The organism is Anaerofustis sp., assembly GCF_019420015.1.
Lineage (GTDB): Bacteria > Bacillota > Clostridia > Eubacteriales > Anaerofustaceae > Anaerofustis.
The window spans coordinates 21,979-44,189 of sequence record NZ_JAHZIA010000045.1; the positions used below are offsets into that span (position 1 = coordinate 21,979).

General features: G+C 33.7%; 39 protein-coding genes. 3 read left to right on the forward strand and 36 right to left on the reverse strand.

Annotated features, from left to right (window positions below):
- Window positions 1–63 precede the first annotated feature (63 nt).
- The 34 genes from rplQ to QZ357_RS07935 form a co-directional block, all read right to left on the reverse strand.
- A complete protein-coding gene (gene rplQ / locus QZ357_RS07770) occupies window positions 64–411 on the reverse strand; it encodes a 50S ribosomal protein L17 (RefSeq protein ID WP_290774250.1) in 348 nt (115 codons plus the stop codon).
- 28 nt (window positions 412–439) lie between these two features.
- Window positions 440–1,387, reverse strand: a complete 948-nt coding sequence (locus tag QZ357_RS07775) for a DNA-directed RNA polymerase subunit alpha (protein ID WP_290774253.1) — start codon at window positions 1,385–1,387, stop codon at window positions 440–442.
- 56 nt (window positions 1,388–1,443) lie between these two features.
- Window positions 1,444–2,070 carry a 30S ribosomal protein S4 gene (rpsD, locus tag QZ357_RS07780; protein WP_290774254.1) on the reverse strand — a complete coding sequence of 209 codons (627 nt, stop codon included), beginning with the start codon at window positions 2,068–2,070 and terminating at the stop codon, window positions 1,444–1,446.
- Between the two features lie 56 nt (window positions 2,071–2,126).
- Window positions 2,127–2,522: a 30S ribosomal protein S11 gene (gene rpsK, locus QZ357_RS07785; protein ID WP_290774256.1), complete on the reverse strand. Its 396-nt coding sequence runs from the start codon at window positions 2,520–2,522 to the stop codon at window positions 2,127–2,129.
- Window positions 2,523–2,568: 46 nt separating this feature from the next.
- Window positions 2,569–2,934 (reverse strand): 30S ribosomal protein S13, encoded by a 366-nt coding sequence (rpsM, locus tag QZ357_RS07790; protein WP_290774258.1) that lies wholly within the window; start codon window positions 2,932–2,934, stop codon window positions 2,569–2,571.
- A 120-nt stretch (window positions 2,935–3,054) separates the two neighbouring features.
- Window positions 3,055–3,168, reverse strand: a complete 114-nt coding sequence (gene rpmJ / locus QZ357_RS07795) for a 50S ribosomal protein L36 (protein ID WP_002509257.1) — start codon at window positions 3,166–3,168, stop codon at window positions 3,055–3,057.
- 26 nt (window positions 3,169–3,194) lie between these two features.
- Complete coding sequence (gene infA, locus QZ357_RS07800) at window positions 3,195–3,419, reverse strand: translation initiation factor IF-1 (RefSeq protein ID WP_290775988.1); 225 nt, start codon at window positions 3,417–3,419, stop codon at window positions 3,195–3,197.
- A 14-nt stretch (window positions 3,420–3,433) separates the two neighbouring features.
- Window positions 3,434–3,706 (reverse strand): KOW domain-containing RNA-binding protein, encoded by a 273-nt coding sequence (locus QZ357_RS07805; RefSeq protein WP_290775990.1) that lies wholly within the window; start codon window positions 3,704–3,706, stop codon window positions 3,434–3,436.
- Window positions 3,707–3,714: 8 nt separating this feature from the next.
- Window positions 3,715–4,464, reverse strand: a complete 750-nt coding sequence (map, locus tag QZ357_RS07810; protein WP_290775992.1) for a type I methionyl aminopeptidase — start codon at window positions 4,462–4,464, stop codon at window positions 3,715–3,717.
- Window positions 4,464–5,111 (reverse strand): adenylate kinase, encoded by a 648-nt coding sequence (locus QZ357_RS07815; RefSeq protein WP_290775994.1) that lies wholly within the window; start codon window positions 5,109–5,111, stop codon window positions 4,464–4,466. The genes map and QZ357_RS07815 overlap by 1 nt, the downstream gene beginning before the upstream one ends.
- Window positions 5,112–5,125: 14 nt before the next feature.
- The gene (gene secY / locus QZ357_RS07820) at window positions 5,126–6,382 is read right to left on the reverse strand and encodes a preprotein translocase subunit SecY (RefSeq protein WP_290775996.1); all 1,257 of its coding nucleotides are present in this window, start codon (window positions 6,380–6,382) and stop codon (window positions 5,126–5,128) included.
- A 1-nt stretch (window position 6,383) separates the two neighbouring features.
- A complete protein-coding gene (gene rplO, locus QZ357_RS07825) occupies window positions 6,384–6,827 on the reverse strand; it encodes a 50S ribosomal protein L15 (protein WP_290775998.1) in 444 nt (147 codons plus the stop codon).
- A gap of 17 nt (window positions 6,828–6,844) precedes the next feature.
- The gene (gene rpmD, locus QZ357_RS07830) at window positions 6,845–7,042 is read right to left on the reverse strand and encodes a 50S ribosomal protein L30 (protein WP_290776000.1); all 198 of its coding nucleotides are present in this window, start codon (window positions 7,040–7,042) and stop codon (window positions 6,845–6,847) included.
- A 5-nt stretch (window positions 7,043–7,047) separates the two neighbouring features.
- Window positions 7,048–7,551 carry a 30S ribosomal protein S5 gene (gene rpsE, locus QZ357_RS07835; protein ID WP_290776002.1) on the reverse strand — a complete coding sequence of 168 codons (504 nt, stop codon included), beginning with the start codon at window positions 7,549–7,551 and terminating at the stop codon, window positions 7,048–7,050.
- A 17-nt stretch (window positions 7,552–7,568) separates the two neighbouring features.
- Complete coding sequence (gene rplR / locus QZ357_RS07840; protein ID WP_366934142.1) at window positions 7,569–7,937, reverse strand: 50S ribosomal protein L18; 369 nt, start codon at window positions 7,935–7,937, stop codon at window positions 7,569–7,571.
- Window positions 7,938–7,951: 14 nt separating this feature from the next.
- On the reverse strand, window positions 7,952–8,488 hold the full coding sequence (gene rplF, locus QZ357_RS07845; RefSeq protein WP_290776006.1) for a 50S ribosomal protein L6: 537 nt from the start codon (window positions 8,486–8,488) through the stop codon (window positions 7,952–7,954).
- A gap of 26 nt (window positions 8,489–8,514) precedes the next feature.
- A complete protein-coding gene (rpsH, locus tag QZ357_RS07850; protein ID WP_290776009.1) occupies window positions 8,515–8,913 on the reverse strand; it encodes a 30S ribosomal protein S8 in 399 nt (132 codons plus the stop codon).
- A gap of 38 nt (window positions 8,914–8,951) precedes the next feature.
- Window positions 8,952–9,137, reverse strand: a complete 186-nt coding sequence (locus QZ357_RS07855) for a type Z 30S ribosomal protein S14 (protein ID WP_007050816.1) — start codon at window positions 9,135–9,137, stop codon at window positions 8,952–8,954.
- Window positions 9,138–9,148: 11 nt separating this feature from the next.
- Window positions 9,149–9,691, reverse strand: coding sequence for a 50S ribosomal protein L5 (rplE, locus tag QZ357_RS07860; protein ID WP_290776013.1), 543 nt, complete (start codon window positions 9,689–9,691; stop codon window positions 9,149–9,151).
- A 16-nt stretch (window positions 9,692–9,707) separates the two neighbouring features.
- Entirely contained in the window at window positions 9,708–10,016 is a 309-nt protein-coding gene (gene rplX, locus QZ357_RS07865) for a 50S ribosomal protein L24 (protein ID WP_290776015.1), read from the reverse strand.
- A 13-nt stretch (window positions 10,017–10,029) separates the two neighbouring features.
- Window positions 10,030–10,398, reverse strand: a complete 369-nt coding sequence (gene rplN / locus QZ357_RS07870; protein WP_290776018.1) for a 50S ribosomal protein L14 — start codon at window positions 10,396–10,398, stop codon at window positions 10,030–10,032.
- Between the two features lie 29 nt (window positions 10,399–10,427).
- On the reverse strand, window positions 10,428–10,682 hold the full coding sequence (rpsQ, locus tag QZ357_RS07875; protein ID WP_007050812.1) for a 30S ribosomal protein S17: 255 nt from the start codon (window positions 10,680–10,682) through the stop codon (window positions 10,428–10,430).
- 19 nt (window positions 10,683–10,701) lie between these two features.
- Window positions 10,702–10,902: a 50S ribosomal protein L29 gene (rpmC, locus tag QZ357_RS07880; RefSeq protein WP_290776020.1), complete on the reverse strand. Its 201-nt coding sequence runs from the start codon at window positions 10,900–10,902 to the stop codon at window positions 10,702–10,704.
- On the reverse strand, window positions 10,902–11,339 hold the full coding sequence (gene rplP, locus QZ357_RS07885) for a 50S ribosomal protein L16 (RefSeq protein ID WP_290776022.1): 438 nt from the start codon (window positions 11,337–11,339) through the stop codon (window positions 10,902–10,904). Before rplP ends, rpmC begins: the two co-directional genes overlap by 1 nt.
- Before the next feature lie 33 nt (window positions 11,340–11,372).
- On the reverse strand, window positions 11,373–12,014 hold the full coding sequence (gene rpsC / locus QZ357_RS07890; protein ID WP_290776024.1) for a 30S ribosomal protein S3: 642 nt from the start codon (window positions 12,012–12,014) through the stop codon (window positions 11,373–11,375).
- A gap of 17 nt (window positions 12,015–12,031) precedes the next feature.
- Complete coding sequence (gene rplV / locus QZ357_RS07895) at window positions 12,032–12,367, reverse strand: 50S ribosomal protein L22 (protein ID WP_138268597.1); 336 nt, start codon at window positions 12,365–12,367, stop codon at window positions 12,032–12,034.
- Between the two features lie 20 nt (window positions 12,368–12,387).
- On the reverse strand, window positions 12,388–12,666 hold the full coding sequence (gene rpsS, locus QZ357_RS07900) for a 30S ribosomal protein S19 (RefSeq protein WP_290776027.1): 279 nt from the start codon (window positions 12,664–12,666) through the stop codon (window positions 12,388–12,390).
- Between the two features lie 10 nt (window positions 12,667–12,676).
- Window positions 12,677–13,510, reverse strand: a complete 834-nt coding sequence (gene rplB, locus QZ357_RS07905) for a 50S ribosomal protein L2 (RefSeq protein ID WP_290776029.1) — start codon at window positions 13,508–13,510, stop codon at window positions 12,677–12,679.
- A gap of 14 nt (window positions 13,511–13,524) precedes the next feature.
- Window positions 13,525–13,812 carry a 50S ribosomal protein L23 gene (gene rplW, locus QZ357_RS07910; RefSeq protein ID WP_366934143.1) on the reverse strand — a complete coding sequence of 96 codons (288 nt, stop codon included), beginning with the start codon at window positions 13,810–13,812 and terminating at the stop codon, window positions 13,525–13,527.
- The gene (rplD, locus tag QZ357_RS07915) at window positions 13,812–14,429 is read right to left on the reverse strand and encodes a 50S ribosomal protein L4 (RefSeq protein WP_290776031.1); all 618 of its coding nucleotides are present in this window, start codon (window positions 14,427–14,429) and stop codon (window positions 13,812–13,814) included. The genes rplW and rplD overlap by 1 nt, the downstream gene beginning before the upstream one ends.
- Before the next feature lie 23 nt (window positions 14,430–14,452).
- A complete protein-coding gene (gene rplC, locus QZ357_RS07920) occupies window positions 14,453–15,088 on the reverse strand; it encodes a 50S ribosomal protein L3 (RefSeq protein ID WP_290776033.1) in 636 nt (211 codons plus the stop codon).
- Between the two features lie 43 nt (window positions 15,089–15,131).
- Window positions 15,132–15,440 carry a 30S ribosomal protein S10 gene (gene rpsJ, locus QZ357_RS07925; RefSeq protein WP_290776035.1) on the reverse strand — a complete coding sequence of 103 codons (309 nt, stop codon included), beginning with the start codon at window positions 15,438–15,440 and terminating at the stop codon, window positions 15,132–15,134.
- A gap of 421 nt (window positions 15,441–15,861) precedes the next feature.
- Window positions 15,862–16,311: a hypothetical protein gene (locus tag QZ357_RS07930; protein WP_290776037.1), complete on the reverse strand. Its 450-nt coding sequence runs from the start codon at window positions 16,309–16,311 to the stop codon at window positions 15,862–15,864.
- 59 nt (window positions 16,312–16,370) lie between these two features.
- Complete coding sequence (locus QZ357_RS07935; RefSeq protein ID WP_290776039.1) at window positions 16,371–16,850, reverse strand: PTS sugar transporter subunit IIA; 480 nt, start codon at window positions 16,848–16,850, stop codon at window positions 16,371–16,373.
- A 329-nt stretch (window positions 16,851–17,179) separates the two neighbouring features.
- Between QZ357_RS07935 and QZ357_RS07940 the strand changes: the two genes are divergently transcribed.
- The 3 genes from QZ357_RS07940 to QZ357_RS07950 all read left to right on the forward strand — a co-directional run bounded on the left by QZ357_RS07940 (window position 17,180) and on the right by QZ357_RS07950 (window position 20,775).
- Window positions 17,180–17,878: a class II aldolase/adducin family protein gene (locus tag QZ357_RS07940; RefSeq protein WP_290776041.1), complete on the forward strand. Its 699-nt coding sequence runs from the start codon at window positions 17,180–17,182 to the stop codon at window positions 17,876–17,878.
- Between the two features lie 99 nt (window positions 17,879–17,977).
- On the forward strand, window positions 17,978–18,859 hold the full coding sequence (locus tag QZ357_RS07945; protein WP_290776043.1) for an MBL fold metallo-hydrolase: 882 nt from the start codon (window positions 17,978–17,980) through the stop codon (window positions 18,857–18,859).
- 2 nt (window positions 18,860–18,861) lie between these two features.
- Window positions 18,862–20,775, forward strand: a complete 1,914-nt coding sequence (locus QZ357_RS07950) for a YgiQ family radical SAM protein (protein ID WP_290776045.1) — start codon at window positions 18,862–18,864, stop codon at window positions 20,773–20,775.
- 24 nt (window positions 20,776–20,799) lie between these two features.
- On the opposite strand, the gene rsmA is transcribed toward QZ357_RS07950, so the two are convergent.
- A complete protein-coding gene (gene rsmA, locus QZ357_RS07955) occupies window positions 20,800–21,660 on the reverse strand; it encodes a 16S rRNA (adenine(1518)-N(6)/adenine(1519)-N(6))-dimethyltransferase RsmA (RefSeq protein WP_290776047.1) in 861 nt (286 codons plus the stop codon).
- Window positions 21,661–21,662: 2 nt separating this feature from the next.
- A partial coding sequence (locus QZ357_RS07960; RefSeq protein ID WP_290776049.1) for a polysaccharide biosynthesis C-terminal domain-containing protein occupies window positions 21,663–22,211 on the reverse strand: 549 nt, incomplete at its 5' end.

The window sequence follows — 22,211 nt, forward strand, 5'->3', positions numbered from 1 at the left end:
TATATATAGAGCTAAAGGAACAGTAGTCAACACTGTCCCTTTGTAATATATTATTTATTTAGATTATTCACTTACTAACTCTAAAATTGCTGTTTCAGCTCCGTCACCACGTCTGGCGCCAAGTTTGTAAATTCTTGTATATCCACCGTCTCTGTTTTCGTATTTAGGTGCAATTTCATTGAATAATTTATCTACTACACGCTTGTCATAAATATAAGCAAGAGCCTGTCTTCTGGCATGTAAATCGCCGCGTTTTCCAAGAGTAATCATTTTATCAACTATTTTTCTTGCTTCTTTCGCACGAAATAGAGTAGTGTTTATTCTTTCATATCTAAGTGTATCAGTTACTAAACCTCTAAGCATAGCTTTTCTTTTATCGCTTGCTTTACCTAGTTTTCTATATCCTGCCATTTATAAACCTCCTTTATTAGTGTGTTTACTATTCATCGCCTTGTCTAAAAGATAAACCGATTTCGGCAAGTTTCTTTTTAATTTCATTTAAAGATTTCTTACCGAGATTTCTAACTTTAGACATATCTTCTTCACTTCTTGAAATTAATTCTTCAACCGTATTTATGCTGGTTCTTTTCAAACAGTTGCTTGAACGAACAGAAAGTTCAAGTTCATCAATACTCATTTCAAGAACTTTTTCTTTTTCGTTTTCTTCTCTTTCAACCATTAAACTAGCATTCGGTAAGTTAGCATTCATATCTATGAATAATTGAAGATGGTCATTAATTACTTTTGCAGCAAGTGAAACTGCTTCTTCAGGAGAAATTGTTCCGTCTGTCCAAACCTCAATATTAAGTCTGTCATAATCTGTAACATTTCCTACTCTTGTATTCTCAACCGTAAAATTAGCTTTTTTTACCGGTGTAAAAATACTGTCAACAGGAAGAGTACCTATAGGCATATCTTCTTTTTTGTTCTTTTCACTTGGCACATATCCCGTACCATTATCCAATGTAATTGTCATATCAAGTACGGCATCGTTCATAAGTGATGCAATATGCAAATCAGGATTAACAATTTCAACGTCACTGTCGCAGATAATATCACCTGCCGTCACATTACCTTCACCTTCGGCATGTATATGAACATCCACAGGTCCATCGGAATGTAATTTTACAGATAGGTCTTTTAAATTTAATATAATTTGTAGTACATCTTCCGCAACACCGTCAATCGTTGCAAATTCATGCAATACATTTTCAATTTTAATATTAGTTACAGCAGCTCCGGGAAGAGATGATAACATAATTCTTCTAAGAGAATTACCTATAGTAGTACCATATCCTCTTTCAAGGGGTTCTACAACAAATTTTCCATAAGTTCTATCTGCACTAATTTCCGCAATTTCAATATTAGGTTTTTGAAATTCTAACATATAATAAAACCTCCCAATTCCATAAATCTAACCAATAATATCTTAAACTTATAATCTTATTTAGAATATAATTCGACAATTAGATGGTCTTCAATAGGAATTTCGATATCTGCTTTTGTTGGAACGGCAATCATCTTACCTTCCATTTTTTCCATATCGACTTGTGTATATGCTGCCGGAACTCTAGTTTCATTCATTTCTGCGATTTCTTTAAATTTGCTTGATTTTCTTGAAGCATCTTTTACTTTAATAACTTGACCTTCTTTAACACTGTAAGATGGAATATTTACTTTTTTACCATCAACAGTAAAATGATTATGTCTAACCAATTGTCTTGCTTCTTTTCTAGATGAAGCAAATCCCATTCTGTAAACAACATTATCCAAACGAGATTCTAATAGTGAAATTAAGTTTTCACCAGCTGCACCAGGTCTTCTTTCAGCTTTATCAAAATATAATCTAAATTGTTTTTCTAAAACACCATAAATTCTTTTTACTTTTTGTTTTTCTCTTAATTGAACACCGTATTCGCTCATTTTTGAGCCCTTGCTTCCGTGTTGTCCTGGAGCTTGCGGTCTTCTGTTAAAAGCACATTTATCTGAGTAACATCTAGAACCTTTTAAGAAAAGTTTTTCATTTTCTCTTCTACAAAGTCTACATGATGCGTCAGTGTATCTTGCCATTAATTATTTACCTCCAATTAAATATTATCTTAATTGTTTATATTATATATTTTAAATTAAACTCTTCTACGTTTTGGTGGTCTGCAACCATTATGTGGGATTGGTGTAACGTCTTTGATTGAAATAACGTTAAGTCCTGCAGCTTGAAGTGCTCTGATAGCAGCTTCTCTTCCAGAACCTGGTCCCTTTACAAATACATCAACGGTTTTCAAACCATGCTCCATAGCTCTTTTAGCAGCTTCTGTAGCAGCACTTTGTGCAGCGTATGGAGTGCTTTTTCTTGAACCTTTGAAGCCTAACTCTCCGGCACTTGACCATGCCAAAGCATTACCTGCAACGTCAGTTAAAGTAACTATTGTATTGTTAAAAGTAGAGCGGATATGCGCTTGTCCTTTTTCAATATTTTTCTTAACTTTTTTCTTTCCTCTTCTAACTACTTTCTTTGCAGCCAATTCTAAATCCTCCTTAGTTTGTGAGAATAATAATCTATCTATCTATTTATTTTTTTCTACTAACAGTTTTCTTAGGGCCTTTTCTTGTTCTAGCATTAGTCTTGCTTTTTTGACCTCTAACAGGTAAGCCTCTACGATGTCTAAGTCCTCTGTAAGTACCGATTTCCATTAGTCTTTTAATGTTAAGTGAAACTTCTCTTCTTAAGTCCCCTTCAACAGTAACTTCTTCGTCTATTAATGAACGAAGTTTGTTTACTTCATCTTCGCTTAAATCTTTAACTCTTGTATCCGGATTTATTCCGGCTTTAGCTAAAAGCTTGTTTGAAGTAGCTTGACCAATTCCGTAGATATAAGTTAAACCTATTTCTACTCTTTTATCTTTAGGTAAATCCACGCCGGCTATTCTCGCCATTAATTGCACCTCCGTATGATTTTTTTCACTTTAATGATTACTTTTGTTTATTTAATTATATATATAAAAGATCTTGCCAGATAAATATCAGCCGCGACAAAATACTTTATATCGAATTTATTAACCTTGTTTTTGTTTGTGTTTAGGATTTTCACAAATTACCATTACTTTGCCTTTACGTTTAATAACTTTGCATTTTTCGCAAATAGGCTTTACGCTAGGTCTTACTTTCATAATTTTATCCTCCTACTTTAGTAATTTTATCTTCCCTTTTCTCTCCAAATGATTCTTCCTCTGGTTAAATCATATGGAGAAATTTCTAAAATTACTTTATCTCCCGGTAATATTTTAATGTAGTTCATTCTCAATTTTCCAGATATATGTGCTGTAATTTCATGTCCGTTATCCAACTGAACTTTGAAAGTCGTATTAGGCATTGCTTCAAGAACAATTCCTTCTGCTTCCACATAATCACTTTTACTCACTAAAACACATCCTCCTAAATTTCTTCTTTTATTTTATCAATTTCTTTTCTAACAAGAGCATTGGGTATTTTTTCATTACATTTTATTTTATCACAAATAAGTGTACTTTCAGCATTTATTTTAGAAATATGCTTAATTTTTTTTAATTTTGGATTTTCTACTTTTCTAAGTTTACCGTCAACCAAAAAAACTTTGTCATTATCTTTAAATCCTATTATAACAAGATATGAACCTTTATCCCTTCCGGCTTTCGATAATACAACATCTCCGATATTATAATCCGCCATATCCACACCTACAACAATGTTAAAATAATAGGCTCACCGTCGGTAACGGCCACAGAATGCTCATAATGAGCAGAAAGCTTTCCGTCATCGGTAACGACTGTCCATCCGTTATCCAACACATGAACATCGTATGTGCCTTCATTAACCATCGGCTCTATTGCAATAGTCATTCCTTTTTGAAGTCTCGGACCTTTTCTCATTCCTACATAATTAGGAACCGCAGGATCTTCATGCATATTTTGTCCTACTCCATGACCTGTATAATCTCTGACCAAACTAAATCCATAACTTTCGGCATAATCTTGAATAGCTCTTGATACATCACTTATTCTGTATCCTTCTTTTACGAATTTCAATCCTTCATAAAAGCTTTGTCTTGTCACTTCTACAAGTTTTTTTGCTTCTTCAGATACATTGCCTACCATGAAAGTTTTTGCTTGATCCCCAACATAACCTTCATAAGTTGCTCCGATATCAACACTAACTATGTCTCCATCTTTAATGATAACATCTTTGCTTGGAATTCCGTGTACAACTTCATTATTAACCGATGCACATATATTTCTTGGATAATCCATATATCCTTTAAATGTTGGTATAGCATTATTAGATAAGATAACATCTTCAACTATCTTATCTAATTCAAGAGTGCTCATACCAGGTTTAATATATCTTTTTACGGCATCATGAGCCTTTGCTGTAATTCTACCGGCTTCTCTCATTAAAGATATTTCATGATCTGACTTAAGTATAATCATTATTTACACTCATCAAGAATGTTTGAAATATCTGTAAATACTTCATCGACTGTTCTTGATCCATTTACAGTTTTTAAAATATCTTGTTTCTTGTAATAATCTACAAGAGGTTGTGTTTTTTCTTCATATTCTTTTAATCTTTTAACTACAGTATCTTCTTTATCGTCATCTCTTTGATATAATTCCCCGCCACATTTATCACAAATGCCATCTACTTTTGGCGGATGAAATTCAACATGATAAGTTTCACCGCATTTACACATTCTTCTGCCGGTAATTCTCTTTGTAAGTAGTGAATAATCTGCTTCTATACAAAGGGCTAAGTCTAACTTCTCATTACTTTTTTTCAAAATTTCATCTAAAGATTCAGCTTGAGAAATGGTTCTTGGAAAACCATCCAACATATAGCTACCTGAAATATCAGGCCAAGACAATCTGTCTTCAACCATTTCTACCGTTACATCATCAGGAACCAACAAACCTTTGTCCATATATTCTTTTGCTTTTTGACCTAGAGGTGTATTTTCACTTAGGTTTTTTCTAAAAATATCTCCTGTCGAAATATGAACTACGTTATATTTATCCACTATTTTACTGGCTTGAGTACCCTTTCCCGCTCCGGGAGGGCCTAAAAGTACTAATTTCATTTTTATATCACCTACTATTTTAAGAAACCTTTATAGTTTCGCATAATCATTTGTTGTTCTAATTGATTTACAGTATCAAGAGCAACACCCACAACGATAAGCAAACTTGTACCACCGAATTGTAAACTAAGATTCATAACATTACCTACAATAATTGGAAGTACAGCTATAACTACAAGAAATACACTTCCTGCAACCATAAGTCTGTTTAATGTTCTTTTTAAATAAATAATAGTAGAATGTCCGGGTCTTATACCAGGAATAAATCCACCATATTGTTTCAAATTCTTTGCAACATCTTCAGGATTAAAAGTAACAATAGTATAAAAATAAGTAAAGAATACTATTAATACTATATAAAGTATGGTAGAAGCGGTTCCTCCCCATGCCAAAGCTTTGCTAAGCCATGCTGAAAATCCCCAATTAGGGAAAAATGATGCAAGAGTAGATGGGAACATCGTTATTACACTTGCGAAAATAATAGGCATTACACCTGATTGGTTTATTTTCAAAGGTATATGTGTATTTTGTCCGCCATACATCTTTCTACCAACAACTCTTTTTGCATATTGAACAGGGATCTTTCTAACACCTTGATTTATTTCAACAACCCCTGCTACTACCAATACCGCAAAAATTAAGAATATAATAAGTAATACTCCTGTAATTGATCCTGATGTCACTTGTTCATATAAATAAGCAAGTGCAGATGGGATGTTTGCAAGTATACCGGCAAAAATAAGTATTGATATACCATTACCGATACCATGTTCAGTTATATTTTCTCCAAGCCACATTAGGAATGTAGTTCCTGCTGTGATAGTAAGTGCTACGATTACCATCGCAAAACCGGAATTATTAGTTAAAATTTGTTTAAAACTAAAGGCGATTCCCAAAGCTTGAATTAATGCTAAAACAACAGTCAAATATCTCGTGTAAGAAGCAATTTTTTTTCTTCCTTCTTCGCCTTGATGAGAAAGTCTCTCTAACGCCGGAATAGCTATTGTCAATAATTGCAATATAATAGATGCATTGATATAAGGCGTTATTGACATAGCGAAAATAGAAAATGTTCTAAAGTTATTACCAGATATTATATTAAGTAATCCGAACATTGAATTGTTATTTACCATTGTCTCCACAGCAGCAGTATCAATAAATGGAACGGCTATAAAGCCGCCAAGTCTGAATATACATAACATTGCAAGTGTAAACAAAATTCTTTTTCTGAGTTCCGGAATATTCCAGGCATTTTTGATAGTTGTAAGCATTTTACAATACCTCTACTTTCCCGCCTGCTGCTTCAATTTTTTCCTTAGCTGATTTACTTACTTTATCAACTTTTACAGTTAAAGGAACGGTGATTTCTCCATCTCCTAAAACTTTAACATATTCATATTTATTTTTAACCATACCTAGTTCTTTTAAAAGATCATTTGTTACTACGCTATCTTTTTCGATTTCATTTAATCTGTCAAGATTAACGATAGCAAACTCTTTTCTGAAAGGATAGTTAGAGAACCCTCTTTTAGGAACTCTTCTTGTAAGAGGCATTTGTCCACCTTCAAAGCCAGGTCTAACACCGCCGCCTGAACGTGATTTTTGTCCGTCTTGACCTCTGCCCGCAGTTTTACCTCTGCCTGTAGCAGTACCTCTACCTTTTCTGATTGTCTTTCTTGTTGAACCTTCAGCAGGTTTTAGCTCGTGTAATCTCATTATTTGCTAACCCCCTATTATATTTCTTCAACGTCTAACATGAAGTCCATTTTTTGACAGATACCTCTCATTTGAGGATTATCTTGTTTTATAACACTTTGACCGATTTTTCTTAGTCCTAATGCTTCGATACTCTTCTTTTGTCTATCGTTTCTTCCTATTAAGCTCTTTTTAAGCGTAATTTTTAATTGTTTTTCTTTAGCCAATTCACTCACGCTCCTTATCCTAAGATTTCTTCTACAGTCTTACCTCTTTTTTCAGCAACTTCTTCTACAGTTACTAATCCAGATAAACCTGCTAATGTGGCTTTTACCATATTGCTCGCATTGTTTGATCCAAGAGATTTTGTTCTAATATCTTTAATACCGGCAAGTTCGATTACTGCACGGGCAGGACCACCGGCGATAACTCCTGTACCTTTTGCTGCCGGTTTCATTAAAACTCTTCCGGCACCAAATCTACCGATTGTTTCATGAGGGATTGTAGTACCAACCAAAGAAACTTCTACCATATTCTTTTTGGCATCTTCAATACCTTTTCTGATAGCTTCAGGAATTTCAATGGCTTTACCAAGGCCTACACCTACGTGTCCATTTTCATCTCCTACTACTACAAGAGTACTAAAACGGAAATTTCTACCACCTTTAACAACTTTTGTTACTCTGTTTATGGCAACAACTTTTTCTTTTAAATCTAATTCTTCAGGATTAAAATTTTTATTCATTCTTCCCTTTAGCCTCCTTAAAATTCAAGTCCAGCTTCTCTTGCGCCGTCAGCTAGAGCTTTAACTCTACCTACGTATACGTAACCGCCTCTGTCAAAAACACATCCGTTAATGTCTTTTTCTTTGGCATTTTTGGCAATCTCTTTGCCAACCAATGTCGCAGCCTCAAGTTTAGGTAATTTTGCACATTCTTCTTTGATTGTAGCATCTAAGCTTGAAGCAGCTGCAAGAGTTACTCCGTTTACATCATCAATAAGCTGAGCATATATTTGCTTATTGCTTCTAAAAACATTTAGTCTTGGTCTTTCAGGAGTGCCGCTAATCTTATTTCTTACTCTAAGATGTCTTTTCTTTCTGATTTCATTTTTATTAACTTTTGATATCATCTTATACACCCCTCCTATTTACCTGATTTTCCTTCTTTAATTCTTACATGTTCATCAGCATATCTAACACCTTTACCCTTGTAAGGTTCAGGACTTCTTTTTGCTCTGATGTTAGCTGCATATGCGCCTACAACTTGTTTATCAATACCTTTAACAATAACTGTATTTTGACCTTCAACAACAGTTTCGATGCCCTCAGGATCTTCCATTTCAACAGGATGTGAATATCCAAGACTCAATACTAAATTTTTGCCGTGTTTTTGTGCTCTGTAACCAACACCTACAATTTCAAGTTTCTTTTCAAATCCTTCAGTAACACCCGTTACCATATTTTGAATTAAAGCTCTTGACAAACCGTGAAGAGAACGATGTCTCTTGTCATCACTAGGTCTTTTTACTTCCAAAACATTATCATTGATTTCAATAATAATATCTTTATCTATCTCTTGTGTTAATTCACCTTTTGGTCCTTTTACAACAACTACGTTGTCGTTAACTTTTACATCAACTCCGGCTGGTAAATTAACAGGTGCGTTTCCTACTCTAGACATAATCTATTTCTTCCTCCTATTTTCTATTACCATACATAGCATATTACTTCGCCGCCAACGTTATTTTTTCTGGCCAATTTATCAGTCATAACGCCTTTCGAAGTTGATATGATTGCTACTCCCAAACCATTTAAAACTTTAGGTAATTCTTCATTTGAAGCATAAATTCTAAGTCCCGGTTTAGAAATTCTTTTAAGACCTGCAATTACTTTACTACCGTCTTTACCGTATTTTAAAGTAACTTTAATCATGCCTTGTTTATTATCTTCTATAAAATCTACTTTCTTTATATAACCTTCTTCTAATAAAATATTGGCAATTGCTTTTTTGATATTAGAAGCAGGGATCATTACATCTTTGTGTCCTGCGTTATTTGCATTTCTAATTCTAGTTAGCATATCCGCAATTGGATCTGTCATAGACATATTAGAAAACCTCCTTAATTACTTTTCTTATATTATTTCTACCAACTTGCCTTTTTTACGCCAGGTATTTCACCTTTGTAAGCAAGTTCTCTAAAACATATTCTACAAATACCATATTTTCTTAGGTAAGCATGAGGTCTTCCGCATATTTTACATCTTGTATATGCTCTTGTTGAATACTTTGGTGTCCTTTTTTGTTTTTCTACCATTGCTTTTTTAGCCATAACTTATCCTCCTATGCTTCTTTGAAAGGCATACCCATTAACTTAAGTAATTCATAGCCTTCTTCATCTGTATTTGCCGAAGAAACGAATGCAATATCCATTCCTCTTAATTTTTCAATCTTATCATAATCAATTTCAGGGAAGATAAGCTGTTCTTTAATACCTAAAGAATAATTTCCTCTTCCGTCAAAACTCTTAGGGTTAACCCCTCTGAAGTCTCTGATTCTTGGTATTGCAACATTTAGAAGTCTGTCAGCAAATTCATACATTCTTTCTCCTCTAAGTGTTACCTTTGCACCAATCATCATTCCTTCTCTTAATTTGAAGTTAGATACTGATTTTTTAGCTTTTATCATAACAGGTTTTTGTCCTGTGATTAAAGCAAGTTCGTTTGCAGCTGCTTCCATTTGTTTAGAGTTGTCTTTACAATCCCCAAATCTCATGTTAACAACGATTTTTTCAAGTTTTGGTACTTGCATTACATTTTTATATCCGAACTTTTCAGTAAGTGCATTTATAACTTCAGCTTTATATTTTTCTCTTAATCTACTCATTAATTACTGCCCCCTACTATTTAAAAGTTGCATTACATTTTTTGCAGTATCTTTCTTTTTTGCCATCATTTACGTTCACACCTACTCTAACACCTTTTTTACAAGTATCACAGTAAAGTAAAACGTTTGAAGCATCAATAGGACATGCTTCTTCGACAATACCTGCTTGTTGCATTTGATTTGTTGCTTTCAAATGTTTTTTTCTTACATTAACATTTTCAACTATTACTCTGTTTTCTTTTGGAAAGCTTTTTATAACTTTGCCAATAGTTCCTTTATCTTTACCAGAAATAACAATTACTTTATCATCTTTCTTTACATGCATTATAAAAGCCTCCTTATAACACTTCCGGTGCTAGTGAAACTATTTTCATGAATTTCTTTTCTCTGAGTTCTCTAGCAACAGGTCCGAAAATACGTGTTCCTCTTGGTTGGTTATCTTCTTTTAATATAACAGCAGCATTTTGATCGAATTTTATATAACTTCCGTCCGGTCTTCTAACACCGCTTACACTTCTAACGACAACAGCTTTTACAACGTCACCTTTTTTTACCATTCCGCCCGGAGCAGCACTTTTAACACTTGCAACAATAACGTCACCGATATTTGCAGTTTTCTTTTTGCTTCCTCCAAGAACTCTGATACATAATAGTTCTTTTGCACCGCTGTTATCCGCTACTTTTAATCTACTTTCTTGTTGTATCATTCTTAAACCTCCTTGAAAACGCCAAAAGGCTATTTAACCTTTTCTACGATTTCAACTAATCTATGACGTTTTGATTTGCTAAGTGGTCTTGTTTCCATAATCTTAACAATATCACCTACATCACACATGTTTTGTTCGTCATGTGCCATAAATTTAGTTGTTTTCTTTACACGCTTTTTATATAATGGATGGTTTACCATTGTTTCAATCGCAACAACAATGCTTTTGTCACCTTTGTTTGAAACAACTTTACCAATTCTTACTTTTCTGTTTCCTCTTTCCATATTATCCTACCTAAAATTACTAAGCGTTAGCTTGTAATTCCCTTTCTCTAAGCACAGTTTTCACTCTAGCATAGTCTTTCTTAATTTCCTTAATTTTTAAAGGATTATCAAGCTGTCCTGTTGCATGTTGAAAACGTAGATTGAATAATTCTTCTTTTAAAGATAAAAGCTTGTTATTTAATTCTTGTTCACTCATATTTCTTATATCTTGCGCTTTCATTATGCTTCACCACCTAATTTTTTTTCTTGTTCTGCTTTAGTGATAAATTTTGTCTTGATTGGTAGTTTATGTTGAGCAAGTCTCATAGCTTCTCTTGCAGTTTCTTCGTCTACTCCGGCAAGTTCAAACATAACTCTACCCGGCTTTACAACCGCTACCCAGTATTCTGGAGAACCTTTACCTTTACCCATACGAGTTTCGGCAGGTTTTTTTGTTACAGACTTATCTGGGAAAATTTTAATCCAAACTTGTCCGCCTCTTTTTATATATCTTGTCATGGCAACACGGGCTGCTTCTATTTGGTTAGAAGTAATCCAAGCAGGTTCTAAAGCCTGAATACCGTAATCGCCGTAAGTTACTTTATTTCCTCTCGTAGCTTTTCCTGTCATTCTGCCACGATGTACTTTTCTGTGTTTTACTCTTTTAGGCATTAACATAACTGTTATTTATCCTCCTTATTGAAATACTAATTATTCACCTTTTGTTGGAAGAACTTCGCCTTTGTTTATCCAAACTTTTACACCGAGTTTTCCGTATGTTGTATCTGCTTCCGCAAAACCATAATCAATATCGGCTCTTAATGTTTGAAGTGGCACGTTTCCATCACTATATTGTTCAGTTCTCGCCATTTCAGCACCGTTTAATCTTCCTGAAACGCTTGTTTTAATACCTTCAGCGCCACCTCTTAAGGCTCTGCCGATAGCTTGTTTCATAGCTCTTCTGAAAGAAATTCTTCTTTCAAGTTGTCCTGCGATATTTTCCGCAACCAATTGAGCGTCACAGTCAACATTCTTTACTTCGATAATGTTGATATAAACGTTTTTACCGGTCATTTTTTGAAGTTGCTTTCTTACAGCTTCGATTCCAGAACCGCCTTTACCTATAATTTTTCCAGGTTTGCCAGTATAAATAAAGATTTTGATTTTTTCGCCAAATCTTTCAATTTCGATTCTTGAAATACCGGTATTGTATTGTGTTGTTTTTATATATTTTCTTATATTGTAATCTTCTACCAATAAGTCTCCGAAGTCTTTATCTTTTGCATACCATCTTGAAGACCAATCTTTGATTACGCCAACTCTTAAACCATGTGGATTTACTTTTTGACCCATTTAGATATTCATCCTCCTTATGCTCTTTCTTTAAGAACTACACTAATGTGTGAGCTTCTTTTTAATATCATAGACGCTCTACCTTGCGAACCAGCTCTAAATCTTTTTAATGTAGGTCCTTGATTAGCACTAATTTCAGAGATATATAGCTTTGTAACGTCCATATCATGATTGTTTTCGGCATTTGCTGCCGCTGATTTTACCACTTTTTCTATTTCTCTTGCAGGTTTGTTACCTGTAAGTTTTAAAATATTAATAGCTTCGCCTAAATCTTTACCTCTTACCAAAGAAGCAACTCTTTTTACCTTAATAGGTGAAACTCTTAAATATTTTGCAGTTGCTTTTGCTTCCATTTATTTTCCTCCTATTAAGCCTATCTAACGCCTGTTTTCTTTTCGCCTGCATGGCCTCTAAATGTTCTAGTTGGTGCAAATTCACCAAATTTATGTCCTACCATATCTTCAACTACAAAGATTGGAACATGTTTTCTACCGTCATGAACTGCAACAGTATGTCCTACCATTTGAGGGAAGATTGTGCAGTCTCTTGACCAAGTTTTTAATACTTGTTTTTCGCCGCTTTCATTCATTGCTTCTATTCTTTTAAGAAGTCTCTCATCCACGTAAGGGCCTTTTTTAGTTGATCTACTCATATCCTACCTCCTATTTACCATTTCTTCTTCTTACAATATACTTGTCAGAATGTTTGTTTTTCTTACGAGTCTTATAACCAAGCGTTGGTTTACCCCAAGGAGTAACAGGACCGCTTCTACCGATTGGAGCCTTACCTTCCCCACCACCGTGTGGATGGTCGTTAGGGTTCATAACAGAACCTCTGACAGTTGGTCTTATACCCATATGTCTTTTTCTTCCGGCTTTACCGATAGTTATAATTTCATGCTCAAGATTTCCTACTTGACCGATTGTAGCTCTACATTCTTTTCTGACAAGTCTCATTTCTCCTGAAGGAAGTCTTAATGTTACATAATTCCCTTCTTTAGCCATTAATTGAACATAAGTTCCGGCACTTCTTGCCATTTGAGCACCTTTACCTGCTTTAAGTTCAATATTATGAACGATTGTACCAACAGGGATATCTTCAAGGTTCAAAGCGTTACCTACTTTGATATCAGCGTCTTTTCCTGACATAACTGTATCACCGACACTTAAATTATTAGGTGCAATTATATATCTTTTTTCACCGTCTGCATAAAATAGTAATGCAATATTAGCACTTCTGTTTGGATCGTATTCAATAGCATTTACTTTTGCAGGAATACCATCTTTGTTTCTTTTAAAATCAATGATTCTGTATTTTTGTTTAGCACCACCACCATGATGTCTTACAGTAATTCTACCGTTATTGTTTCTTCCGGCAGTTTTTGTTTTCTTAGCAACAAGTCTCTTTTCCGGAGATGTTTTTGTTACTTCTTCGAAAGTAGAAACCGTCATACCTCTAAGACCTGGTGAGGTTGGTTTATATTTTTTAATACCCATCAGTAATTACCTCCTTAGATATTCTCAAAGAACTTAATTTCTTTGCTGGCTTCTGTCAAAGTAACAATAGCCTTTTTCCAATTAGCTCTTCTGCCTTGTGTTCTACCCATTCTTTTAACTTTTCCGTTCATATTCATAACATTAACTTGTTTAACATCAACATCGAAAATAGCTTCTACAGCATCTTTAATTTGATACTTATTTGCATTTTTCATTACTTTGAATGTGTATTTTTTATTTGCCGAATCAATCATACTTTGTTCTGTTACGATTGGTTTAATAATAATATCATGAGGATTCATTATTTATATACCTCCTCTATTTTACTTAATGCATCTTTGGTTAAAACCAAATTGTTGTATTTTAACATTTCATATACGTTAAGTGTACCTACAGTAGCACATTTAGCGTCTTTAATATTTCTTACAGAGTTAACAACATTCTTGTCATTTTCATCTATAACAACCAAAGTCTTGTTTATTTTTAAATTGTTGAACATTTCAACAACCGCTTTGGTTTTTGGAGCTTCAAATTTAAGCTCATCTATAATAAATAATTCTTTATCGCTTGCTTTAGCTGAAAATACAGACTTCATAGCAAGTCTTCTCATTTTCTTATTAATACTTTGAGAATAATCTCTTGGTTTTGGAGCAAAGGCAACACCACCACCTGTCCAAACAGGGTTTCTTGATGAACCAACTCTTGCTCTACCTGTACCTTTTTGTCTCCATGGCTTTTTACCACCACCACGCACTTCTGCTCTTGTTTTAGCACTTTGAGTTCCTTGTCTTTGATTTGCAAGGTATGCTTTAACATATTGATGAACAACCGGCATGTTAGGCTCTATTTCAAATATATCATTGCTTAAGTTTACACTTCCGACAACTTCGCCTTTTACGTTTAATACATCTGCTTTCATATCTATCCTCCTTACCTAGTACTTTATTTAGAAGCCTTGATACTATCAGTAACCACTACGATAGAACCGTTAGACCCTGGAACAGCACCTTTAACAAGGAGCATGTTGTTTTCACTGTCAGCTTTAACAACAGTTAAATTTTGTACAGTTACTTTTTCACTGCCCATGTGTCCTGGCATATTTTTACCTTTCATTACTCTACCTGGATAAGAAGCACCACTCATAGCACCTACTACTCTGTGTGACTTACTACCGTGCCCCATAGGACCTCTTGACTGCCCATGTCTCTTAATAGCACCCTGGAATCCTTTACCTTTGCTTACTCCGGTAATATCAATCTTATCTCCGGCTTCAAATACATCAGCTTTGATTTCATTTCCGGCTTCATAACCAGAACAATCATCAAATCTAAATTCTTTGATTTTTCTTACAGGCTTAACACCCGCTTTTTCAAAATGCCCTTTTAATGGTTTATTGACATTTTTTTCGTTTATTTCACCGTAACCCAATTGTACAGCTTCATAACCGTCCTTTTCATTTGTTTTTACCTGTAATACATAGCAAGGACCTGCTTGTAATACAGTCACAGGAACAACTTCGCCAGTTTCGCTAAAAACCTGAGTCATACCTACTTTTTTAGCCATAATAGCTTTTTTCATTTCTTTCTTACCTCCATTAGCGGACTACAAAGTAGTCATAATTTTATAATTTTATTTCAATATCAACACCCGCTGGTAAATCTAATTTCATTAGAGCTTCAACAGTTTTCGGTGTTGGATTAAGGATATCTATAACTCTTTTGTGAGTTCTCATTTCAAATTGTTCTCTAGAATCCTTATACTTATGAACGGCTCTGATAATTGTCACAACTTCCTTTTGTGTAGGAAGTGGAATTGGTCCAGACACCTCCGCCCCCGTTCTTTTTGCAGTATCAACAATCTTAGCTGCTGACTTATCAATTACTGCGTGATCATAAGCTTTTAGCTTAATTCTGATTTTTTGATTTGCCATACTTTCTTCCTCCTAAATATGATTCGACAGTACGACCATGCTTGATACACTGTTCCGTGTGTTCCACTTGTGAGTTAAACGCACAAAAACACCAAGCATGCCGCCCCATTCATGATGGTGACATACTCCACGGAAAAACCCGTTCACACGGCAACCTCCCGCTTCAACGCATTTCCTTCTGTCATAGCCTACTAATAATACACTATAACCCCTTACAATGCAAGGGTTTTCTTACATTTTTTTCACTTTTTTTATAACACATTTTATAAACATTTTAGAAGTAAAATTTACATATAAAAAGATAGAATAAATAATTTATTCTATCTTTTATAATTTTAATTAATTTTTATACCTGTAATGATACATTAAGTATTTGTAGTTGATTAAAATCAAATTTATTGACAAAATCAATAAATTCACATTAATGTTCCACAACTCCGCCTTCTTTAACGTTTTCTTCTTTTTTATTAGATTTAAACATCGTTACAATTGCCTGTCTGTTAATATTTAAATCTTCTTCCAAAGCTTTTACAGTGGGTTTCTCTATCCAAAATCCTTTTTTTGTCGGAATCCTGTATTTCTTTGGCAAGTTAGGAACATGCTCTACCCACTTATCATAAATTTGCTTAGATAACTTATCTATGCTTATAGACGAATCTGCTTTAAGAATTTTAGAGCTTTCTATAAAAATAAAATCATTAAAGTCTTTAGGTATCCATTTTTTTGCACAAACAGCCCCATAGAATAAAATACATCCATATAAAAAACCTATACAACCTACTACATAAACGTGATTCAAAAGCCACTCATATACAAAATAAAATTTCCCAAATGAAATTTTACCCAAAAACTCAACTATTACCAAATACATTATATGTCTAACTCCTTACTTCTCAGAGAATCTCCCTGAGCAACTAACTATTAATATTCTTACGCTTCTTCAGATTGTTTAGCCAATTCTTCTTCAACTATTTTCATTATCAATTCTTTGTCTTTTGATTCATAAATTGCTTTTAATTTATCATCTTGTTGAATTAATGAAATAACTGTTTGTAACATAGCTAATTGTTGATGTGGCTCTTTTAGTGCTAACATGAAAAGAATAGAAACTTCACATTTTTCGCCCGCACCGGCCATAACTTCAAAAGTCACAGGTTTTTTAAGAGTTGCAACACATATACTTTGTGTATTAACATGTTCCACATCAGTATGAGGTACAGCTACTGCGAAATCTTCCACAGGAAGACCTGTAGCAAATACTTTTTCTCTTTCTTTAACTGCTTCTATGTAACTTTCTTTTACATAACCAAGATCAAATAATTTATTAGCAACTTTATCAAGTGCATCTAAATTGCTATCTGCCTCCACATCAAAAAATATAAGATCTTTGTTAAATTCTAAATCTGCCATTGGTATCTCCTCCTTAAACTATCTACCTTACCTATAAATAGTCCTTCATATAATTATTTTAACTAATTATAATTAAAATAAATTTAAATGTCAATAAGCAAACGTTATACCCTTTTCGTTATACTCTTTTAAAACCCTTGAATATAAAGATTTTAAAGTTTTTAACTACAAAAATTAACAAAATAAAAATAATACGCAAACAATCAAGCCAAAGTGACAAATGTAACACTTTAAAAAAAAGTGACCAAAAGTACTTTACTTTTTAACCCGAATATTATATAATACATTTAAATTAAAAAAGAAAGATTTACAAAATCTAGGAGGAAAAAATGAGTCAAGATATTCAAAAATTAAGAGAAGCGATTTGTGATGTAGGACGTAAAATGTACGACAGACAACTTTGTTCTACAAACGACGGTAATATTTCAATAAGATTGGACGACGGTAATTTCTTAATTACACCAACAGGAGTATCAAAAGGATTTATGACACCTGATATGATGTGTATAGTTGACAAAGACGGTCAATTAGTAGAAGAAAACGGTCCATGGAAAGGAACAAGCGAATTCAAACTTCATTATAAAATATATCAATTAAGACCTGATGTAAATGCGGTTGTTCATGCTCATCCTTTATACGGTACTGTATTTGCCGCTGCGAATATGCCTTTGGATAAACCTATCTGTACAGAAGCTGCACTTAACTTAGGCGAAATACCTGTAATAAAATACGGATTACCTGGAACATTCGAAATCTGTGGAGATATCGAAGACTACATAGACTATCATGATGCTGTTCTTATGCAATATCACGGTGCTGTTACATTCGGACCGGACGTTCTTACAGCTTACTACAGAATGGAAAGCTTGGAATTCATCGCACAACAAGAATTTGCAGCAAGAGCTATGGGAATCGTTGAAAAAGCTACAATTCCTCAAAACGTTATCGATGAATTATATCAACTAAGAAGAGAAAAATACTCTGCTCCTGAAGCTATGGGACCTCACCATATTGCAAACAGAAAATAATTTATCAATCAATATTAAAAAAGAAAGGTGAATACCTTTCTTTTTTTGTTATCATATCGTTTTTATGATAAAATATACATACAAAATAGGAGATTTTTTATGTATGAGTTAATTCAAGTAGGGAAAAACACTTATTATATCAAAAGCAACAATAACGTTGGAATTTATAAAATCAACGAAAATGAAATATTTTTGATAGATTCTTCTATGACAAATATCGCCGGAAATAAAATACTAGAAATAATAGAAAATAATAACTGGATACTCAAAGGAATAATCAACACCCATGCACATGCCGATCACACGGGGAATAACAATATGCTTCAAGAAAAAACGGGATGCAAAATCTTTACAAGCGAAATCGAAAGCGCCCTCACAAAAAACACTATACTTGAGCCCGCTTTTATATACGGAGCTTATCCCCCTAAAAGATTACAAAAAAAATTTTTAATGGCACGAAAGAGTAACGATGTATCAAATAACTTAAACAAAATCTCAAAAGGAATCGAAATAATACCATTGCCGGGACACAGCTATGACATGATTGGAATAAAAACAGATGACGGGGTTGTCTTTATATCCGACAGCCTTTTCCCAAAAGAAGCTTTAGATACATATCATATACCAACCATATATGACATCAAACGATTCTTTGAAACTCTTGATTATTTGGATACATTAAAAGGAAATATGTTTATACCTGCACACGAAAGTGCACTTAACAACATACATGAACTGATAAGTATAAACAGAAATAAAATAAACGAAATATTGCAGGTTTTATCCGATTTCATCAAAACGCCTCTAAGTTTAAACATGATAACAAAAAAAATTTTCGATTATTATGACATAGACATAAATTTTGTTCAATACCACCTTGTAGAGGGAACTATAAAAGCAATGCTCTCATATTTGATTGACGAGAAGAAAATCGATATAATATTCAAAGACAATTTTTTACTATATAAATTAAGGAAATAAATATGAAAATAAATAATGAATTTCTAATAACCACAAAAGAAGAAATGGAACAAAAAAACATTCATCAATTAGATTTTATAATTGTTACGGGTGATGCATATATAGATCATCCCTCTTTTGGTACGGCAATAATAGGAAGACATCTTGAAAGTTTGGGGTTTAATATAGGAGTCATACCTCAACCTAACTGGAAAAACAAAGAAGCATTTAAAGTATTAGGAAGACCTAAGTACGCATTTCTTGTAAACAGCGGAAATATAGACAGCATGGTAAACCATTATACTGCATCAAAAAAACGCAGAAACGACGATGTATATACTCCTGGAGGAGTGTCAGGGAAAAGACCTGACAGAGCAGTTATCGTATATTCAAATATGATCAGAATGGCATACAAAAAGATAAACATAATCATCGGAGGAATAGAAGCAAGTCTCAGAAGATTTGCTCACTACGATTATTGGGACAATAAAGTACGAAGATCAATCCTAACAGACTCTACGGCAGATATGTTAACATACGGAAGTGGAGAAAAAATACTTGAAGAAATCGCACTAAGACTAAAAAACGGGGAAGACCTTAAAAACATAACAGATGTAAAAGGCACCTGTTATATGAGCAACGATGTAAGCAATATAGAAAATGGATTAATCATACCGTCATTTAAAGAGGTAAATGAAAATACAGATAAATATAATAAAGCATTTAAAGCCCAATATCAAAACCAAGACCCAATAACAGGAAAAACGCTTATACAATTCATGGATAAGAATTATCTGGTACAAAACCCTCCAATGATGCCATTAAACAGAAAAGAACTTGACAGAGTATATGGACTTTCTTTTACAAGAAAACCACACCCAATGTACAAAGAGAAAATTCCAGCAATAAAAGAAATAGAGTTCTCAATAACATCAAATAGAGGATGCTTCGGAAACTGCTCTTTCTGTGCGCTTACCTTTCATCAGGGAAGAATGGTGCAATCAAGAAGCAAAAAAAGCATTATTGAAGAAGTCAAACTGTTAACTCAAATAGACGGCTTTAAAGGATATATTCATGACATCGGCGGACCAACGGCAAATTTTCGTAACCCCTCATGTAAAAAACAAATGAAGTACGGAACATGTGTCGGCATAAACAAAACTTGCCTCTCTCCTAGTCCATGCAAAAATATAGAAGTTGACCACAGTGAATTTTTGGACGTTTTAAGAGAAGCAAGAAACGTAGATAAAGTAAAAAAAGTCTTTGTACGAAGCGGCATAAGGTATGATTACCTGCTTCTTGAAAAAAATCCCAAAGTACTGGAAGAATTGGTACAATATCATATAAGCGGACAATTGAAAATAGCCCCGGAACATATCAATAACAAAACACTCAAACAAATGGGAAAACCCGGCAGAGAAATATATGAGGCATTTACAGAAAAGTACAAAAAAGCAAATGAAAAACTGGGACTTAAACAATTCCTTGTTCCTTACTTTATTTCTTCACATCCGGGGTGCACATTGGAAGGAGCAATAGAACTTGCTGTATATTTAAAAAAGCATGGATTAAGACCAAGGCAAGTACAGGATTTTTATCCGACTCCTGGTACATTGTCAACATGTATGTTTTATACAGGTAAAAACCCACTTACAGGAGAAAAGATATTTATACCTAAGTCTTATGAAGAAAAGCAAACACAAAGAGCATTAATGCAATATTATAAACCGGAAAACAAAGAAAAAGTAAAAGCTGCATTAATAAAAGCCGGCAGAAAAGATTTAATAGGTACAGGTAAGGACTGTCTGATATTTGAAAAAAAAGAATACACTCAAACAAAAAAACAAAACAACAAATATAAAAAGAACAGTAAATATAAATCAAAAAATAAAAGCGGGAAAAGTAAACCTAACAGCAGAAAAAGAAGATATAAATAAAAAAGAGTTTATAAAAACTCTTTTTTATTTTTGTTTAAATATATTATTGGAAAGTAAGGCAAATTCATCTATCGAAATATTTTCAGCCCTTACCTTTTCATCCAATCCCGCATCAGCAAGAGCCTTTTTAAGCAAGTCTTTATCCAACCCAAGCCCATTGGCAAGAGAATTGAAAACCATCTTTCTCCTATTCATAAAAGCAGCTTTTAAAACCTTGAAAAAAGTCTTTTCATCCTCTACAAAAACTCGACTTTCTTTTCTTGGTGTAATACGTAAAACCGTTGAATCAACTTTTGGCATAGGAACAAAAACAGTCTTTGGAACATTAAATAATCTTTCAACTTCCGCATAATAATCCACCGCTACGGTAAAAGACGAATAATCTTTGGTATTCACCTTTGCATTAAGCCTTGAAGCAACTTCTTTTTGAAGCATTACGACAATGCTTTCAAAAGCAACATTATCCTCCAAAACCTTCATGAGAATCGGAGAGGTTATGTAGTAAGGAAGATTTGAAATAAATTTTATTTTTCTTCCTTCTTTTAAACTTTCATTTAATACTTCGCTTAAATCAATTTTAAGTATATCCTTATTGATTATTTCTACATTTTTATAATCTCTTAACGTTTCTTCCAACATGCTTACAGCCCTGGTATCAATCTCTACGGCATAAACTTTATAGGCTCTCTCCGCCAGCTTCTGGGTAAGACTTCCCATCCCGGGTCCAACCTCAAGAACAATTTCATCTTCCTTAAGCTCCAAAGCATCAACAATCTTTAAAACTATGTTTTCATCTGTAAGAAAATTTTGTCCCAAATCTTTCTTAAATCTAAAGTCATATTTACTTGTTATTTCATTTATTACATTTTTATTGGTAACTTTCATAATTATTTACCTATTACACTTCTTACTTCCTCAATATTTAAAACCTTTGTAATATAAATAAGTATTAAATACACAACAACCGCCACAATAATAACAACTACGGTTAGAATACTGTTCCCCACAAATGAAGATAAAAAGGTTTTAACCGCAAAACATATAATTCCCATCACAGCGGCACAAAATACATTCTTGACAAAAGCCATTCCAAGCCCTCTGTAAGTAGAACCCAAAAACTTTTTGATTGCTCGATAATCCAATGATGCAACTACCAAGTCCGCACCCAACGTTCCTAAAATCGCTCCGTATATATTCAAAAACGGAATCGGTATTAAAATTATATTTAAAATAAGTTTTATAACACACCCTATAGCCAAGTTTTTTACAGGTACATTCAAAAGTCCGACTCCCTGCAAAATCCCCTGCATTGTTGTCGAAATCATTGTAAATACAATACCTATAGCAAGGATTCTAAGCATATTCGCTCCGTTGGCATCTCCAAACAAAAGAGTGGTAACCTCACTTGACATAACCACAAGCCCTGCTATACAAGG

What these genes read in the sequence shown, in the direction of transcription:
- rpsE (WP_290776002.1), bottom strand. Translation starts at nt 7,551, where the DNA reads ATGAATAAAAATTTTAATCCTGAAGAATTAGATTTAAAAGAAAAAGTT.
- rplD (WP_290776031.1), bottom strand. Translation starts at nt 14,429, where the DNA reads ATGAAAGCAGATGTATTAAACGTAAAAGGCGAAGTTGTCGGAAGTGTA.
- QZ357_RS07930 (WP_290776037.1), bottom strand. Translation starts at nt 16,311, where the DNA reads ATGTATTTGGTAATAGTTGAGTTTTTGGGTAAAATTTCATTTGGGAAA.
- rpsM (WP_290774258.1), bottom strand. Translation starts at nt 2,934, where the DNA reads ATGGCGAGAATAGCCGGCGTGGATTTACCTAAAGATAAAAGAGTAGAA.
- QZ357_RS07805 (WP_290775990.1), bottom strand. Translation starts at nt 3,706, where the DNA reads ATGGCGGATTATAATATCGGAGATGTTGTATTATCGAAAGCCGGAAGG.
- rsmA (WP_290776047.1), bottom strand. Translation starts at nt 21,660, where the DNA reads ATGAAAGTTACCAATAAAAATGTAATAAATGAAATAACAAGTAAATAT.
- rpsC (WP_290776024.1), bottom strand. Translation starts at nt 12,014, where the DNA reads ATGGGTCAAAAAGTAAATCCACATGGTTTAAGAGTTGGCGTAATCAAA.
- rplV (WP_138268597.1), bottom strand. Translation starts at nt 12,367, where the DNA reads ATGGAAGCAAAAGCAACTGCAAAATATTTAAGAGTTTCACCTATTAAG.
- rpsH (WP_290776009.1), bottom strand. Translation starts at nt 8,913, where the DNA reads ATGTCTATGACAGATCCAATTGCGGATATGCTAACTAGAATTAGAAAT.
- QZ357_RS07935 (WP_290776039.1), bottom strand. Translation starts at nt 16,850, where the DNA reads ATGGCAGATTTAGAATTTAACAAAGATCTTATATTTTTTGATGTGGAG.
- rplF (WP_290776006.1), bottom strand. Translation starts at nt 8,488, where the DNA reads ATGTCTAGAGTAGGAAACGCACCTGTTAATTTACCAGCCGGAGTTGAT.
- rpmJ (WP_002509257.1), bottom strand. Translation starts at nt 3,168, where the DNA reads ATGAAAGTAAGACCTAGCGTAAAGCCTATTTGCGAAAAATGCAAAGTT.
- QZ357_RS07815 (WP_290775994.1), bottom strand. Translation starts at nt 5,111, where the DNA reads ATGAAATTAGTACTTTTAGGCCCTCCCGGAGCGGGAAAGGGTACTCAA.
- rpmC (WP_290776020.1), bottom strand. Translation starts at nt 10,902, where the DNA reads ATGAAAGCGCAAGATATAAGAAATATGAGTGAACAAGAATTAAATAAC.
- QZ357_RS07940 (WP_290776041.1), top strand. Translation starts at nt 17,180, where the DNA reads ATGAGTCAAGATATTCAAAAATTAAGAGAAGCGATTTGTGATGTAGGA.
- QZ357_RS07950 (WP_290776045.1), top strand. Translation starts at nt 18,862, where the DNA reads ATGAAAATAAATAATGAATTTCTAATAACCACAAAAGAAGAAATGGAA.
- rplW (WP_366934143.1), bottom strand. Translation starts at nt 13,812, where the DNA reads ATGAATCCTCATGATATTATTATTAAACCAATCGTAACAGAACAAAGT.
- rplX (WP_290776015.1), bottom strand. Translation starts at nt 10,016, where the DNA reads ATGCATGTAAAGAAAGATGATAAAGTAATTGTTATTTCTGGTAAAGAT.
- rplQ (WP_290774250.1), bottom strand. Translation starts at nt 411, where the DNA reads ATGGCAGGATATAGAAAACTAGGTAAAGCAAGCGATAAAAGAAAAGCT.
- rpsD (WP_290774254.1), bottom strand. Translation starts at nt 2,070, where the DNA reads ATGGCAAGATACACTGACGCATCATGTAGACTTTGTAGAAGAGAAAAT.
- rplO (WP_290775998.1), bottom strand. Translation starts at nt 6,827, where the DNA reads ATGAGATTACACGAGCTAAAACCTGCTGAAGGTTCAACAAGAAAGACA.
- secY (WP_290775996.1), bottom strand. Translation starts at nt 6,382, where the DNA reads ATGCTTACAACTATCAAAAATGCCTGGAATATTCCGGAACTCAGAAAA.
- QZ357_RS07775 (WP_290774253.1), bottom strand. Translation starts at nt 1,387, where the DNA reads ATGTTAGAATTTCAAAAACCTAATATTGAAATTGCGGAAATTAGTGCA.
- rplB (WP_290776029.1), bottom strand. Translation starts at nt 13,510, where the DNA reads ATGGGTATTAAAAAATATAAACCAACCTCACCAGGTCTTAGAGGTATG.
- rplC (WP_290776033.1), bottom strand. Translation starts at nt 15,088, where the DNA reads ATGAAAAAAGCTATTATGGCTAAAAAAGTAGGTATGACTCAGGTTTTT.
- rplN (WP_290776018.1), bottom strand. Translation starts at nt 10,398, where the DNA reads ATGATACAACAAGAAAGTAGATTAAAAGTAGCGGATAACAGCGGTGCA.
- rplR (WP_366934142.1), bottom strand. Translation starts at nt 7,937, where the DNA reads ATGATATCAAAAGTTAATAAAAATGAAATCAGAAAGAAAAGACATCTT.
- rpsJ (WP_290776035.1), bottom strand. Translation starts at nt 15,440, where the DNA reads ATGGCAAATCAAAAAATCAGAATTAAGCTAAAAGCTTATGATCACGCA.
- rpsQ (WP_007050812.1), bottom strand. Translation starts at nt 10,682, where the DNA reads ATGGAAAGAGGAAACAGAAAAGTAAGAATTGGTAAAGTTGTTTCAAAC.
- rpsS (WP_290776027.1), bottom strand. Translation starts at nt 12,666, where the DNA reads ATGAGTAGATCAACTAAAAAAGGCCCTTACGTGGATGAGAGACTTCTT.
- QZ357_RS07855 (WP_007050816.1), bottom strand. Translation starts at nt 9,137, where the DNA reads ATGGCTAAAAAAGCAATGGTAGAAAAACAAAAAAGGACACCAAAGTAT.
- QZ357_RS07945 (WP_290776043.1), top strand. Translation starts at nt 17,978, where the DNA reads ATGTATGAGTTAATTCAAGTAGGGAAAAACACTTATTATATCAAAAGC.
- rplP (WP_290776022.1), bottom strand. Translation starts at nt 11,339, where the DNA reads ATGTTAATGCCTAAAAGAGTAAAACACAGAAAAGTACATCGTGGCAGA.
- map (WP_290775992.1), bottom strand. Translation starts at nt 4,464, where the DNA reads ATGATTATACTTAAGTCAGATCATGAAATATCTTTAATGAGAGAAGCC.
- rplE (WP_290776013.1), bottom strand. Translation starts at nt 9,691, where the DNA reads ATGAGTAGATTAAGAGAAAAATATAAAGCTGAAGTTATAAATGCACTT.